The following is a 15,588-nucleotide window of genomic DNA, read 5'->3' as shown; positions in this document are numbered from 1 at the left end:
AAATTACTTTTGCGGCAGTTCTATAAATTGAGAAATGACTTTTAAAGAAAAAACAAGAGAAGAAAATATTCCTGTTCATGTTGCAATTATCATGGATGGAAATGGACGATGGGCCAAACAAAAAGGAAAATTAAGAATGTTTGGCCATTCTAACGGTGTTGGCTCTGTGAAAGAAACTGTGGAAACTGCTGCAGAAATTGGTGTTAAATATTTAACTTTATATGCCTTTTCCACAGAAAACTGGAATCGGCCTAAATTTGAAGTAAATGCTTTAATGGAGTTGCTGATTTCTACAATTAATAAAGAAACGGCTACTTTAATGAAAAACAATATAAGGTTAATGGCAATAGGTGATTTAAGTAGTCTCCCTTCAAAATGTTTTAAAGAACTGAATGATGCCATGGAAAAAACCGCCTCAAATACTCAAATGACTCTTGTGCTTGCTCTAAGTTATAGTTCAAGATGGGAAATTACACAAGCAGTTAAAAAAATCACTGCCAAGGTGCAAACAGGAGAATTAAGCCCTGAAGACATTAGCGAGGATATAATTAATAAACATCTATGTACTGCAGGAATACCAGATCCTGAACTTTTAATTAGAACAAGCGGAGAATTAAGGATCAGTAATTTTTTAATGTGGCAGATATCTTACTCCGAATTATATTTTACACAAAAATTATGGCCAGATTTCAGGAAAAATGATTTTTTGCTTGCTATTGCTGATTTTCAAAAGCGAGAAAGAAGATTCGGTAAAACAAGTGAACAAATAAAAAGCAATTCACAAAAAGTTTAATTTAAATTTACACAAAAATTTTCAAATGCATAAGAGCATATTTACTATTATTTTTTTATTCCTTGTCCTGGTTTCCGGGGCTTTTGCGCAGTTGCCTTTAGGGGATTATGAGGATATTAATTACGAAAACCCTCAAGAATACGAAATTGGTGGTATAACCATTAAGGGAGTGGAACATTTGGATAAAAATGTTCTCATTTTACTTTCAGGATTAGTAGTAGGTGAGAAAATATCTATCCCCGGTGAAAAAACAGCAATTGCAATTGAAACCTTATGGGAGCAAGGTCTTTTCTCTGATGTTAAAATAAGTGCAACCAATATTCAAAACAATATTATTTTTCTTGAAATTGAACTCGAAGAAAGGCCACGGCTTTCTAAATTCTCTTTTAAGGGCGTAAGAAAAACGGAAGCGGATAATTTAAGAGAAAAAATTAAACTCATAAAAGGCAATGTGGTTACACCTAATTTGCTAGCAACAACAAAGAATACAGTTAAAGAATATTTTGTTGAAAAAGGCTTTTACAATGTAGAAGTTAATATTCAGGAGGTAACGGATACAACCCTGAAAAACAATGTTATTCTTATAATTGATGTGGAAAAAAACAACAAAGTTAAAATTGGTGAAATTATAATTCATGGTAATGAAGCTTTTACCGATAATAAAATCAGAAGGAACCTAAAAGACACAAAGCAAAAACGCTGGTATAACATTTTAAAAACCTCAAAGTTTCTTGAAGAAAACCTGGAAAAGGATTTATTGAAAGTAATTGCTAAATACAATGCTAAAGGATATCGTGATGCTCAATTTACTAAAGATACTGTATACAGGGTAAGTGATAAACTACTAAATATTGAACTAACCATCAGCGAGGGTAATCAATACTATTTTAGAAACATTGTTTGGATGGGAAATACTAAATACAGCAATAAGGCCCTTGATGCAATACTTGGAATAAAAAAAGGAGATATTTTTGACCAATCCGTTCTTGAGTCTAGGTTGTACATGAATCCAAATGGAAGAGATATTACTTCGCTATATATGGATGATGGTTATTTGTTTTTCTCTGTAACACCAGTAGAAGTGATGGTTGAGGGAGATTCCATTGATATTGAAATGAGAATTTATGAAGGGAAACAGGCTACTATCAATAAAGTTACTGTGGTTGGTAATACCAAAACCAATGATCATGTTATCATGCGTGAAATCAGGACAAAGCCAGGACAGTTATTTAGCAGAGCCGATGTAATAAGATCACAAAGAGAACTCTCTCAGCTGGGGTATTTCAATCCGGAATCACTTGGGGTAAATCCAACACCAAATCCTGCAGAAGGTACCGTTGATATTGAATATGTTGTGGAGGAGAAACCATCTGATCAAATAGAACTATCAGGAGGCTGGGGTGCAGGGCGCGTTGTAGGTACACTTGGTGTTTCTTTTAATAACTTTTCTGCAAGAAATATTTTCAATAAAAATGCCTGGAGACCACTTCCCTCTGGTGACGGGCAAAAGCTTAGCCTAAGAGGGCAAACCAATGGATTGTGGTTTCAATCCTACAATGCTTCATTTACTGAGCCTTGGCTTGGTGGAAGAAAGCCTAATGCATTATCTGTTAGCGCTTACCACTCCATACAATCCAATGGTCAGACACGTTTTATAAAAACTGACGGAGAGAAAATACCTAACGTTTTAAGACAAGGTATTACCATTTCCGGTGTTTCAGTTGGTTTGGGAAGTCGCCTCCAGTGGCCTGATGATTTTTTCACCCTTTATCGTGAACTTACCTATCAGCATTATACTATGAATAACTGGCAGCAATTTATTTTTAGTAACGGAACATCCAATAACCTGAGTTTTAAAGTTGTTCTTCAAAGAAATTCCATTGATCAGCCGATTTATCCAAGAAGAGGTTCACAAACATCATTTTCATTACAGTTAACGCCTCCATACTCATTGTTTGCAAGGGATTCAGCTGGTGGTCCCATTGACTATTCTACCCTGTCTGCTGAAGAAAGGTACAAATGGGCGGAATACCATAAATGGAAATTTACAACATCCTGGTTTACCGAACTTGCTCCTAAGCTGGTTTTGAATACTAAGGCTGGTTTTGGTTTCCTTGGTCATTACAACGACCAGATAGGTTCTGCTCCTTTTGAACGATTTTACCTTGGGGGTAGTGGATTAACCGGATTTGCTCTTGATGGAAGGGAGATTATCGCATTAAGAGGTTATGAAGAACAAGACCTTTCCCCTAGAACCGGGGGTACAATCATTAGCAAATACACAATGGAATTAAGATACCCTATTTCCCTGAATCCAAGTGCCACTGTTTATGCTCTTGGTTTTGCTGAGGCTGGAAATACATGGACAACATTTAAAAAGTTTGATCCTTTTGATGTGAAAAGATCTGCTGGGGTGGGTGTTAGAATATTCCTTCCTATGTTCGGTTTATTTGGTCTTGATTACGGCTGGGGCTTTGATCAGGCACCTAATTCAGGATTAAATCCTGTTACCGGAAAGCCTCAGGGACAGTTTCATTTCACAATTGGTATGAATCTTGGAGAGTTGTAGAAAATTTGCTTATTTTCGCCCCAGAAATGGGATGTTTTTACGCACTTTTTTACCCATCCAATAATTTATCATTAATTAAAAACGTTCAAAGGATATGAAAAATTCAATAAAAAAAACAGCTTTAGTTCTCACTTTTTTAGTGGCCTGTTCAACTGTTACATTCGCACAAAAATTCGCTTTTGTGGATACTGAATACATTCTTGCCAAATTGCCCGATTATAACTCCGCTCAAAAGCAACTGGATATGATCTCAGTTCAATGGCAAAAAGAAATTGAAGCAAAATACACTGAAATTGATAAGCTTTACAAAGCATATCAGGCAGAGCAAATCCTTTTGACTGAAGAAATGAGAAAAAAGCGTGAAAATGAAATCATCACAAAAGAAAAGGAAGCCAAAGAACTCCAAAAACAACGTTTCGGTGTGGACGGAGACCTGTTTAAAAAGCGACAGGAACTAGTAAAACCAGTTCAGGACAAAGTTTACAATGCAATTCAGGAACTTGCAACCAAGGAAAGATTAATGGTAGTATTTGATAAGGCTGGATCTCTGACTATGTTATATACGAATCCCAAATTTGACAAAAGTGATGAAATTCTGGATGCAGTTAAATAAAAATTTATAAATTAACCCTCAAATTAACCTTAAACCATTTACAAAGAATGAAAAAAATTTTAACACTGGCGATAGTACTAGCAACTGCTGCTTTTTCACTAGAGGCCATAGCCCAAAAATTTGGACATGTTGATTCTAATGAATTATTATTGGCCATGCCTGAAAGAAAAACAGCTGAAACTTCCATTCAAGACTATGCAAAGCAACTTGAAAGCCAATTGAAGACAATGAATGCTGAATGGGAATCTAAAGTACAGGATTACCAATCAAAAGAGGCTATGTTATCCGATGCTATTAAAAAGACAAAAGTGAAAGAAATCACTGATCTTGAAAGCAGAATTAAAGATTTTCAAACAACTGCACAGGAAGATCTTCAGAAAAAGGAAAACGACCTTCTTCAGCCAATGATCGAAAAAGCTAAAGCTGCAATCAATGAGGTGGCAAAAGAAAACAAGTACACCTATGTGTTTGACTCAGGAGCAGGAATGTTACTGTACTCTCCAGAATCAGACGATATTTTGCCCCTGGTGAAAAAGAAAATGGGCATTAAATAAAAAAGCTCTTATTTTTGATCCCGGAATTTCTTCCGGGATTTTTTTTTATTCATTTTTAGGCCTTGAGAACAACAAATTCAAAACAACCAATTGGAATATTCGATTCAGGTATTGGGGGACTTACTGTAGCAAACGCCATAAATAAAATACTACCCAATGAACAACTTATTTATTTTGGCGACACTGCTCACTTTCCTTATGGTGACAAATCCCCGGATTCTATTAAATACTATAGCATAAGAATTGCTAAATTCCTAATTGACAATAATTGTAAGGCAATAGTAATTGCATGCAATACTGCTTCCTCTCAGGCTTATGAAACAGTTAAGGATTTTGTAGCAGATAAAGCCATTGTTTTTAATGTTATTGATCCGGTAGTTGAAAAAGTTACTGCTTCCGGAGCTGGCTCAATTGGTGTAATTGGAACCAAAGGAACAATTAAATCAAACGTTTATGCCACTAAAATAAATCAGGTGAATCAAAATATTAAAGTGGCCTCCCTTGCAACTCCTTTACTTGCGCCAATGATCGAGGAGGGGCTGTTCAATAATAAAATCAGCAAAAGCATAATTAACTCCTACCTGAGTAAAGCTAAATTAAAAAATATCGATTCCCTTATTCTTGCTTGCACACATTATCCTTTAATAAAACAAGAGATTGAAGAGTTTTATAAAAAGAATGTAAATATTTTAGATTCAGCGGAAATTGTAGCACAGCATGTAAAAAAAAATTTAGCAGAAAAAAAAATGCTTAATCAGGGAAAAAACCTGAACCATCATTTTTATGTTTCTGATTTTACTGATTCATTTGAACAAAGCACTCGTTTTTTCTTTAAAAATAAAATTCATCTGGAAGAAGTTTCCATTTGGAAATAGTCCTAACATCAATCCTTTTTATTGTATTTTAAAAAATATAATTTCAAAGAAAAATAAATAATAAAGCATGAGTAAATTAAAGGCAGCTTATCATTTTCTATCCTCCAGGTTCCAATCCATACACCTTGATTATAAAGTTGATTCCAAGCCACGGTATGGGCATGGAAAAGCTCCTCACAAACTTCTTTATGACAGTATTAATTCCAACAGGCAGGAATATGAAAATAATTTAAATTTCTTTTGTGGATTAAAAGAGGTTTTTTTTAAAATTAATGATTCAAGTAAGGAAAGGGATGAAAATAAACCTGCCTGGAATAATGGTTTTTTACCCGGGCTTGATATTATTGGTTTATATGGTTTAATTGCCAGGAAAAAACCAGCTCAATATATTGAAATAGGTTCTGGAAACTCAACTAAAGTTGCAAGAAAAAGTATACTGGATAACCAGCTTAACACCAAAATAACCTCAATTGATCCTTATCCAAGGGCACATATTGATCATCTGGCAGATAAAGTAATCCGGCAACCCGTTGAGAGCATCAGTAATCTGGATTTTATTGTGGATAGCCTTAATGAGAACGATATGCTTTTTATTGATAATTCTCACCGTTGTTTTCCAAATTCTGATGTAACCGTTTGTTTCTTAGAATTGTTACCCAGGTTAAAAAAAGGAGTAATTGTACATATTCATGACATTTATCTTCCCTATGATTATCCCCAGTTTATGTGTGACAGGTTTTACAATGAACAGTATATCCTTGCTTCTTTCATCCTTGCTAACCCCGGTAAATACAAAACTATTTTACCAAATTATTTTATTTCTGAAGATAAGGAATTAAGCAAAATTTTAAGCTCAGTTTGGGAGCATCCAAACATGAAAAATGTTGAAAAACACGGTGGTTCCTATTGGATTGAAATCGCTTAGTTTTTATTTAAACCAGCTGGAATATTTAAGGTAATTATCTGCTATTCGGTTAATTTCACCTGTAATTAATTCCTGTTTTATATCCTTGACTTTTTTTGCCGGAACACCAGCAAAAATACAACCTGCAGGAACTTTTGTTCCCTCCAGTACAACTGCTCCCGCTGCAATAATTGTATTGGACCCAATTTCGCAATTATCCATTACAATGGCTCCCATACCAACTAATACATTGTCCTCAATTAAACATCCATGAACAATTGCATTGTGACCTATTGAAACATTATTACCAATGTTAACAGTGGTTTTTTGATAAGTGCAGTGAATAACAGCTCCATCTTGAATATTTACTTTGTTTCCAATGCGAATGCTGTTTACATCGCCCCTTACCACCGCATTGAACCAAATACTACAGTCATTCCCCATAATTACATCGCCCACAACAGTAGCATTTTCAGTTAAAAAGCAATTTTCTCCAAATTGGGGTTCTTTTCCGTTTACAGTTTTTATAAGGGCCATTGTTTTATCAGTTACAGGTAAAATTTTAATGATTTTTAAGTTTTGACTTATTTTAATGAATTAGAAAATCTTTAATACCCGATTTTCGTTCTAACCCTTTCAAGCACTTGCCTTGCAATAATTCTTGCCTTTGCAGCGCCTTTTTGTAGTTTTTCCTCAAGGGCTTTTTGATCGTTCATATAATAATCGAAAAGCAACCTTTCCTGCTTGAATTTTTTAACAATTAATTCAAATAATTCATTTTTTGCATGGCCATAACCGTAATTTCCTGCTGTGTATTTGTTTCTCATATGGGTTATCTGCTCCTCAGTGGCAAGTAATTTATACAGGGCAAATACATTGCAAGTATCTGGGTTTTTTGGTGCCTCCAATGGTGTGCTATCCGTAACTATGGATAATACTACTTTTTTTAATTCTTTATCTGGAAGAAAAATATTGATGTAATTATTATAAGACTTACTCATTTTTTGCCCGTCAATTCCAGGTACTGTCATTACTTGCTCATCGATACGGGGTTCAGGTAAAACAAATGTATCTCCATAATGATGATTAAAACTGCCTGCAATATCCCGCGTCATTTCAAGATGTTGAAGTTGGTCTTTTCCAACAGGAACCACTTGCGCATCATACATAATAATATCCGCAGCCATTAATACCGGATAGGTAAACAAACCAGCATTAACATCTGCCAGTCGTTCTGATTTATCCTTAAAGGAATGCGCATTGGCTAACATTGGAAAAGGTGTAAAACAGTTTAAATACCAGGTAAGTTCACAAACTTCGGTTACATCAGATTGCCTGTAAAAAATATTTTTTTCTGTGTTAAAACCAAATGCAAGCCAGGCAGCTGCAGTTGCCATGGTGTTGTGTTTTAAAATAGTGGGATCTTTAAGGGTTGTAAGAGAATGAAGATTGGCAATAAAAAAAAGAGATTCGTTTTCAGGGTTTTCAGATAAACGGATAGCAGGAATAATTGCCCCCAAAATATTTCCTAGGTGAGGTACTCCTGTGCTCTGAACACCAGTTAATATTCTTGCCATTTGAATAAAAGTAAATTAAAAGTGAAAAATAAAAGTAAAATTAGAAAATTTAAATCTTAAAAGGCAGTTTTTTCAATTGCTTGTTAATTGATTCCACTATTTAAGGTTTTTATCTTAATTTTGAAGAGAGAAAATAAAATGAAAAAACAATAAAATTGAACAAGATTACCAAAGTATTTCAAGTGTGTTGGAAAATTTATGTTATTGTAAATTTCTGTTTCTCCCTCTTGCTTATTTATCCGTTTTTTTATTGGTGTTTTTTAAACGACAAAAGGCTTCCTAGAGCATTCTGGATTTTCCAGGTATGGGCTAAATATATAACCTTTAGTTCGGCAATTAATGTAAAAATTACCTTTGAAGAGGAACTTCCATCTCCCCCTTATGTAATTTGTCCAAATCATACTTCTTTCCTTGATATCATTCTTGCTTATAGTGTTTTCCCTGATTATTTTATTTTTATGGGAAAACAGGAACTTGGAAAAATACCTATTTTTAAAGGCTTCTTCAAAACAATGCATATTCTTGTTGACCGTAAAAGCAAAGCAGCCTCACATCGCTCATTCCTTCAATTGGGCATTAAGATTGATAAAGGAAATTGCATAATTATTTTCCCGGAGGGAACAGTTTCCAAAATTGCTCCCCGTTTATCTCCCTTTAAAAACGGTCCTTTTAAACTTGCAATTGAAAAACAAGTTCCCCTTGTTCCTGTTTCTTATTTAAGTAATTGGAAAATTTTTGGAAATGGTTCCTTCTGGAGTTCTCCTTGCGGCCCGGGAACATCAACAATTTATGTTCATAAAGCCATTTCAACCAAGGATGTAAATGAAAAGAATATGACTCAAATTAAAGAGCAGGTTTATACTGTACTTGACAATAAAATGGCAGAGTTCCTTGAAAAAGAAAAATAAAAACCAATTAAAATTATACTTGAAATCAACATGAAAATAGACGATAAAATGGTTGATCACCTGGCACATCTTTCCAGGCTCGAATTTGATAAACAAGCAAAGGATGAAATAACCAAAGATTTAAACAACATTCTTACTTTCGTTGAAAAACTAAATGAACTGGATACAGAAAATGTAGAACCCTTAATATACATGACGGATGAGTTTAATGTAATGCGTGAAGATGAAGCAATAATTTCATTAACCCAGATAGAAGCGCTAAAAAATGCCCCCAAAAAAGATTCTGATTATTTTAAAGTCCCAAAAGTGCTTGAAAAACCAATTTAAGAAATAAGTAGTTTGAATTTTAAGTTAAAGCTCAGCTTTGCCCTATAATTTCAAATGGTTTTTGGTTGTTATAAAATTTGTTTGCTGTTTGTTGATTAATAAGATTAATCAATGCTTCTTATTTCTGTCAAAATAACAATTAAGAATGGATTCCAATTCTTCCTTTTTGTGGCCAATATTTTTAGCTTTAACAACAATCTCCTGTGGAAGTAATTTGATTAATGGCTGCTCAACATCATTGAAAAACTGAAAACCTTCTTTTATTTTCTTATCCCATATTGGATGATACTTTAATAAGTCATCAGGTAAAACATGAGTACGTTCTGAACCATGTTCTTGAATACATTCAAATGGTTCTTTTACATTCAAATAACCATAATCATCTGTTAACTCTTCCCCAGGATGAATATCCCTTACAGCAATTTCAAATTCATAGGCTGTTGAAAAGCAATTTGAGTTAAAGCTGTGATTTACAAAGCGGGAAATATCCCAACAAAGTACATAGCTTCCTTTATTGTCAACATAACAATACTTTTCAAGGATGCCTTTGTAAATTTCATCAAATTCACCAACCTCAGAAGGGCTAAAGGTTCTATCTAATTTATCTTTTACCCAGGTTATTGTTCCTTTAGGAATAAATTGCGTTGCAACAACACCGTAGCCCACTATGTCATTAATAAATTTAATTTCTGTATGTGGATGAATCATATTAAAATTTTAGGTTTCAAATGTATTTAATAAAAAAGTTACTTGTTTAAATTGACAAAAATTTTAATGTGCTGTTTATTAGTAATTTAGTGTTGAAAATTAAAAAGATGATACGGGTGATAATGTTTCAGCACTTTTTTTCTTTTCAAAAGATGATATTTGCTAAATTCACTCTTTAACTAAAGATATAAAATTTGAATGCAATTCGAAAACAAAGCCTAAACTATTCATAAAGTCATGCAACAAGGAGAATGGAAATAAAAATAAAATAACAAATTTTTATCTCCTTAAGTTTTTATTTTTAAGCCTGTTCTATTTAATATTAAACAAAAAAGCCGGATTTGCTGAAAAAGCATCTCATTCTTTGATTAATTTTTAAAAAGCGATTAAGTTTAAAGCAATCTTTAGCTATTGCTTTTTTTATAATGCTTTTTATTTGCTTAATTTTTTAGTGGAAGTCTTTAACTAAAAAAAAGGAGTAGAAAAACTTATCTTTCTACTCCTTTTTTAGTTAACAATTTCTTAATAGACTTTTTCAGTGGACTCTTATAATTAAGCCGGCTTTTTTTATTTAATCTGATTTGTGTTTAACAATATTGATCAAAAGCCATTTTAAGGTTATCAGCAATCATTGTTGCTGCTTTTCCTTCGATATGGTGCCTTTCAATAAAATGAACCAGTTTCCCATCTTTAAATAGAGCAATTGCCGGGGAGGAGGGAGGGTATGGCAACATGAATTTTCTTGCCATAGCAACAGCCTCTGTGTCTACTCCTGCAAATACTGTTGTTAATTTATCAGGGCGCTTATTATTTTGCACGGCCATTTTAACTGCCGGACGTGCATTTCCTGCTGCGCATCCGCAAACAGAGTTTATAACAACTAATACTGTACCGGATTTACTGTTTAATGTATTGTCTACTGCTTGGGATGTTAATAATTCTTCAAAACCCGCTGATGTTAAATCTGTTTTCATTGGGGCTACTAATTCTGCTGGATACATATTTTTTGTTTTAATTAAATATAATAGAGTGTGCAAATATAACGAAGAAAATCAGCAAAATAATATGATTTTAATCATTTGGCATGATGTGTATGTTGGAATTTTAAGATATAAAACAAAGTATTTGGCATTATAACATTCTTTTATTAGTATTTGACTAAAGGTTTTCTAATCAAAAATTGTAAAGCGAGCCAAACGAAAATCTCTTTGTTAATACTCTTTGGTGCATTGCGGAAAAATTTACACAAAGTGAATAGAGGATTGTATAATGGTTTTTATAAAAAGTATTTTTTAAAAAGGAATAAAAATTAAACTATGAGGGAAAATAGATATTTATGGTTTTGAATTAGTCTACTGGCTGTTTTTTTGCATTTCTATTAGAAAAGATTTCAAATTTTTTAAATATAGATGCAAATGAGAAAAATAATTTTAGCCCTGGCAATTATAGGTGTATTTTATTCAACCTTTAGTTCCGGACAAATCCAGGTAAAAATCGAACAAGCCCGTCAAAGTATTCAAACAGATCAGGAATGGGAACTATCTCTGGAACAAAAATGGAAAGGGGCGGATAATTTGTGGTATAAATTAGATGGGGATCAGGTTATGAAATCCAAGGATGGCCAGAACTGGGAAATGATTTACGGCAACACTTTCGAAACAATTGATGGGGGAATGTACAGATATTACGAGGGAAAGCTGTATAAATTGGCAAATGGCCAACTTTGGAGGTTAACTGATGGATTTATTGATGCGCAAGGAAATGCGTGCAACATTGATGAGCAGGGAAATTTGTTAATTAGGTATTAGCCAGCAAAAACTTTATTAATAGTTGCTTTATCAAAACTAAACAAACCTAAATAAACTCTCTTTGTAGTTTGATTTCAGGAATCAGCTTTTTTCACCTCTTTTTTTTAAAAAAGGATTTTAATAATTCCTGACTTTCATTTGCTAAAATTCCACCTACAAGAGTTGTTTTAGGATGGAGTAGGGGATATCCGGTTTTTAAAAAACCTCTTTTTGGATCTTCTGCGCCATAAACTATTCTACTTATTTGGGCCCAAAAATTAGCCCCGGCACACATCACACAGGGTTCAAGAGTAACATAAAGGGTGCACTCAGTAAGGTATTTGCCGCCAAGGTGGCCAGCAGCTGAGGTAATTGCCTGCATTTCAGCATGAGCGGTTACATCATTTAACCTTTCAGTTAAATTGTGAGCCCTTGCAATTATTTCATTATCATGAACAATTATCGCTCCCACTGGAACCTCGTCAGCTTCAAATGCTTTATGCGCTTCTTTTAAAGCCTCTTTCATAAAATGTTCATCAGAAAAAATAGAAAAAACCATATTTGTAAAATCGCATTAGTATTTAATTGAAGAAAGAGAACCTATTATGCATTAATATAATTGCTAATTTCGCAAACTTAATATAAAATTACGAGATATGCTCAGAACACATACTTGCGGAGAATTAAATATAAAAAATACCGGAGCTAGGGTTACTTTATGCGGTTGGGTACAAAAATCAAGAGATTTAGGGGGAATGACTTTCATAGATCTACGTGACCGCTACGGTATTTCACAATTAGTATTCAATATGGATACGAATTCAGATTTATGTGAAAAAGCAAGAAAGCTTGGTAGGGAATATGTGCTTAAGATTTCAGGCTCAGTAACTGAAAGAAGTAACAAGAATTTTAAAATACCAACTGGCGAAATAGAAATTAGTGTAAATGAACTTGAAGTATTGAATGTTTCCAAAACACCTCCTTTTACTATTGAAGAAGAAACCGATGGTGGGGATGAATTAAGAATGAAGTACCGTTACCTGGATTTAAGAAGAAACAACGTAAGAAAAAATCTTGAATTAAGACATAGAATGGGAATTGCTACCCGTAATTACCTTGACTCAATGGATTTTCTGGAAGTTGAAACTCCTTGTCTTATTAAGTCAACTCCTGAAGGAGCACGTGATTTTGTTGTACCCTCAAGAATGAATCCCGGTGAATTTTATGCCCTTCCACAATCCCCTCAAACTTTTAAGCAATTGTTGATGGTAGCAGGTTTTGATAAATACTACCAAATTGTAAAATGTTTCAGGGATGAGGATTTACGTGCCGACAGGCAGCCCGAATTTACTCAGATTGACTGTGAAATGGCATTTGTGGAACAGGAAGATATATTGCAAACCTTCGAAGGCTTAACAAGACATTTGTTTAAAAAAGTAAAAAATATCGATCTACCCCTTGTTCCCAGGATTACGTATGCCGAGGCAATGAGGGATTATGGTAATGACAAACCGGATATAAGATTTGAAATGAAATTTTCAATGCTAAATGAGCCATTAAAAAATAAGGGATTTAAGGTTTTTGATGATGCTGAATCTATTATAGGAATTTGTGCCCAGGGTTGTTCGGAATATACACGCAAGCAAGTGGATGAACTTACGGAATTCGTAAAACGACCACAGCTTGGAGCCACAGGATTAGTTTATGCCAGGTACAATTTAGATGGAACAATTAAATCTTCAGTAGATAAATTTTACAGTGAAGAAGATTTGAGAAATTTAATTGAAGTTTTCAATGCTAAACCAGGGGATTTAATATTAATTCTGGCAGGTGAGGAATCAAAGACACGCAAAGCATTATCAGAATTAAGATTGGAAATGGGTACCCGGCTTGGGTTTAGAGATAAAAACGTTTTCAGGGCACTTTGGGTGCTCGATTTTCCTCTTTTGGAATGGAGTGAGGAAACAAACCGCTGGCATGCCATGCATCATCCTTTTACTTCACCAAAAGCCGAAGATATTGATCTTTTATCCACCAATCCAGCTAGTGTAAGGGCAAATGCCTATGATATGGTAATCAATGGTGTTGAAGTAGGGGGCGGGTCAATACGTATACATGATCGTTTATTGCAGGCAATGATGTTTGAAAAGCTTGGTTTTACCCAAGAAGAAGCACAGGCACAATTTGGGTTTTTAATGAATGCCTTCGAATTCGGTGCGCCTCCTCATGGTGGCATTGCCTTTGGTTTTGACCGCCTTTGTTCCTTATTTGGTGGTTCAGACAGTATCCGGGATTTTATTGCATTCCCAAAAAACAATGCAGGAAGGGATGTAATGATTGATTCCCCTTCTCCCATTAGTTTTGAACAGTTGCAGGAACTTGGAATTAAGCTTGAGGTAAAAAAATAGTTGCTTATTTTTTATAAAAAGGTTTGAATTCATATTCATCCTCACCTCTCATTGCCTTTTTAAAATCAGGGTCTTTAAACCCAACACTCAATGCCTTTATATCTGAATCATTGAGTTGATTGTTTAGGAATAAAATCCAATAGGCTTCCTTAGTCATACTCTCCCAATGCAATAACCCTACACGATATTGGTTGGTTTGATGAAAATTAAGATAAATACAAAAAGAAAATGTTAGTGCAACAAGGGCATTGTAAATGATTTTTTTTTGGGTGATTATGTATTCTACAAAAGCGCAAAAAGGGATTGCTAAAAATGGATAAATATCTATCATAGGTCGCATACCATAACCTCCACCATACCACCAGCTCCACCAGGAAAAAATTATATAAATGAACAAAACAAACAAAGTAACAAGGGGTATGAAAAATTTTTTCTGTTTTTTATAAAGTAGAATAAAGCCAATTAGAGAAAAAATCATTACCGGAGAATAAACCAGCCAGCCTTTCCTGTAACTAAAAAGTCCTTCCAGTATATGAGGATTTGTCCAAAAAAACCTTTCCACTCCAAGGGTTGCATTTGTATAGGAGTAATAAAAAAAATGATCGGTTATAATTTTCCAGTAAATTAGCTGAGGGAGAATTACTAAAAATGAAATTGAGGCTATTATCAGCAATTGTTTTTTGTAAATTAAAACCTCTTTGATTCTGTATTTATAGTCTGAGAAATTTTTAACATCATACAATGCAAAAAATACAAATACAAGAATATTAACAGGCCTGGCCAAAACAATTAATCCTCCTATAACACCTATTATTAATGATTTTTTAAACGATTTGTCTTCATGCCATTTTATGCTGTAATAAGTAAATGCTGCAATTAAAGTAAAATTAAAACTATGGCTGTAGGGAGATAAATCCGTAACAAAATAATATAGATTTGTTGCAAACAACAGAGTGAGTAGTGTTGAAGAAACGGTAATATCATTGAAAAACAATTTAAGAGTTTTGCGAAGATAGAATAGTCCGAAAAAAAAATAAAATAATCCGGAAAGCTGTATCCATTTCTGATAGGGCATAGAAAACCCATAGGCCTCATACCCAAATATTAAAGCCTCTAAATGGGCCATTGTGAAAAAAGGTAAATATAAAATGGAAAGTCCCATTGTCATTTTAAACACCAGCCCTCCATTTGGAGCCTCAACAGGCCAATAAACCCCTTTGTGATCGGAATAAATAAAATTTAAGTGTAAATCATTGTGAATTATTGCCGCAGGCAAATAACCATAATAGGAGATTACATCTGAAATAATAATCTCCCTGGTTTCCCAAAGTTTTTTACTAAATGTTTCAAAGATTAAAAATGAAACAATGAATGCAAGTATAAATCCAGAAATAGTTGTTTTATGAATTACCCGGGAAAAATCAAATTTTAGTTTAGGCATTGTCATTTCTTAAAATAATACCTGTTGTTTTTAACAATAACACCTGTTCCTGATTTATAGGAATAATTATACTCAGATATGGAAATTGTGTTGTCAAAGGATACTTTTTTTAATGTCTTTATCT

At 33.8% G+C, this 15,588-nt stretch carries 16 protein-coding genes; 10 read left to right on the top strand and 6 right to left on the bottom strand.

The window, feature by feature from the left end; all coding sequences use genetic code 11:
* Positions 1-34: 34 nt before the first annotated feature.
* The 6 genes from H0V01_03675 to H0V01_03650 all read left to right on the top strand — a co-directional run bounded on the left by H0V01_03675 (position 35) and on the right by H0V01_03650 (position 6,329).
* On the top strand, positions 35-793 hold the full coding sequence (locus H0V01_03675) for an isoprenyl transferase (GenBank protein ID MBA2582472.1): 759 nt from the start codon (positions 35-37) through the stop codon (positions 791-793).
* 25 nt (positions 794-818) lie between these two features.
* Positions 819-3,362: a BamA/TamA family outer membrane protein gene (locus H0V01_03670; protein MBA2582471.1), complete on the top strand. Its 2,544-nt coding sequence runs from the start codon at positions 819-821 to the stop codon at positions 3,360-3,362.
* 94 nt (positions 3,363-3,456) lie between these two features.
* On the top strand, positions 3,457-3,975 hold the full coding sequence (locus H0V01_03665) for an OmpH family outer membrane protein (protein ID MBA2582470.1): 519 nt from the start codon (positions 3,457-3,459) through the stop codon (positions 3,973-3,975).
* A gap of 47 nt (positions 3,976-4,022) precedes the next feature.
* A complete protein-coding gene (locus H0V01_03660) occupies positions 4,023-4,529 on the top strand; it encodes an OmpH family outer membrane protein (protein ID MBA2582469.1) in 507 nt (168 codons plus the stop codon).
* A gap of 62 nt (positions 4,530-4,591) precedes the next feature.
* Positions 4,592-5,404 (top strand): glutamate racemase, encoded by an 813-nt coding sequence (gene murI, locus H0V01_03655; protein MBA2582468.1) that lies wholly within the window; start codon positions 4,592-4,594, stop codon positions 5,402-5,404.
* 67 nt (positions 5,405-5,471) lie between these two features.
* A complete protein-coding gene (locus H0V01_03650) occupies positions 5,472-6,329 on the top strand; it encodes a class I SAM-dependent methyltransferase (GenBank protein ID MBA2582467.1) in 858 nt (285 codons plus the stop codon).
* 3 nt (positions 6,330-6,332) lie between these two features.
* On the opposite strand, the gene H0V01_03645 is transcribed toward H0V01_03650, so the two are convergent.
* Together H0V01_03645 and trpS are read right to left on the bottom strand one after the other, a co-directional pair.
* Positions 6,333-6,845, bottom strand: a complete 513-nt coding sequence (locus tag H0V01_03645) for a gamma carbonic anhydrase family protein (protein MBA2582466.1) — start codon at positions 6,843-6,845, stop codon at positions 6,333-6,335.
* Between the two features lie 71 nt (positions 6,846-6,916).
* On the bottom strand, positions 6,917-7,885 hold the full coding sequence (gene trpS / locus H0V01_03640; GenBank protein MBA2582465.1) for a tryptophan--tRNA ligase: 969 nt from the start codon (positions 7,883-7,885) through the stop codon (positions 6,917-6,919).
* Between the two features lie 155 nt (positions 7,886-8,040).
* On the opposite strand from trpS, the gene H0V01_03635 reads away from it, so the two are divergent.
* Positions 8,041-8,793, top strand: coding sequence for a 1-acyl-sn-glycerol-3-phosphate acyltransferase (locus H0V01_03635; GenBank protein ID MBA2582464.1), 753 nt, complete (start codon positions 8,041-8,043; stop codon positions 8,791-8,793).
* A 30-nt stretch (positions 8,794-8,823) separates the two neighbouring features.
* Positions 8,824-9,120, top strand: a complete 297-nt coding sequence (gene gatC / locus H0V01_03630) for an Asp-tRNA(Asn)/Glu-tRNA(Gln) amidotransferase subunit GatC (GenBank protein MBA2582463.1) — start codon at positions 8,824-8,826, stop codon at positions 9,118-9,120.
* 108 nt (positions 9,121-9,228) lie between these two features.
* Here gatC and H0V01_03625 read toward each other — a convergent pair whose 3' ends face one another.
* Both H0V01_03625 and H0V01_03620 read right to left on the bottom strand, forming a co-directional pair.
* On the bottom strand, positions 9,229-9,828 hold the full coding sequence (locus tag H0V01_03625; GenBank protein ID MBA2582462.1) for an SET domain-containing protein: 600 nt from the start codon (positions 9,826-9,828) through the stop codon (positions 9,229-9,231).
* 587 nt (positions 9,829-10,415) lie between these two features.
* Positions 10,416-10,829, bottom strand: a complete 414-nt coding sequence (locus H0V01_03620) for a BrxA/BrxB family bacilliredoxin (GenBank protein ID MBA2582461.1) — start codon at positions 10,827-10,829, stop codon at positions 10,416-10,418.
* A 414-nt stretch (positions 10,830-11,243) separates the two neighbouring features.
* On the opposite strand from H0V01_03620, the gene H0V01_03615 reads away from it, so the two are divergent.
* Positions 11,244-11,636 carry a hypothetical protein gene (locus H0V01_03615; protein ID MBA2582460.1) on the top strand — a complete coding sequence of 131 codons (393 nt, stop codon included), beginning with the start codon at positions 11,244-11,246 and terminating at the stop codon, positions 11,634-11,636.
* Positions 11,637-11,727: 91 nt separating this feature from the next.
* Here H0V01_03615 and H0V01_03610 read toward each other — a convergent pair whose 3' ends face one another.
* On the bottom strand, positions 11,728-12,174 hold the full coding sequence (locus tag H0V01_03610) for a nucleoside deaminase (protein MBA2582459.1): 447 nt from the start codon (positions 12,172-12,174) through the stop codon (positions 11,728-11,730).
* Positions 12,175-12,271: 97 nt separating this feature from the next.
* Between H0V01_03610 and aspS the strand changes: the two genes are divergently transcribed.
* Entirely contained in the window at positions 12,272-14,023 is a 1,752-nt protein-coding gene (gene aspS, locus H0V01_03605) for an aspartate--tRNA ligase (protein MBA2582458.1), read from the top strand.
* Positions 14,024-14,027: 4 nt separating this feature from the next.
* Here the strand turns inward: aspS and H0V01_03600 are convergent, their stop codons facing one another.
* Positions 14,028-15,464, bottom strand: a complete 1,437-nt coding sequence (locus tag H0V01_03600) for a hypothetical protein (GenBank protein ID MBA2582457.1) — start codon at positions 15,462-15,464, stop codon at positions 14,028-14,030.
* Positions 15,465-15,588: the final 124 nt, after the last annotated feature.

The sequence above is a fragment of the Bacteroidota bacterium genome (assembly GCA_013696965.1).
GTDB lineage: Bacteria > Bacteroidota > Bacteroidia > JACCXN01 > JACCXN01 > JACCXN01.
The sequence above is the reverse complement of the archived record's forward strand: the minus strand, read 5'-3'. Positions and strand labels throughout refer to the sequence as shown.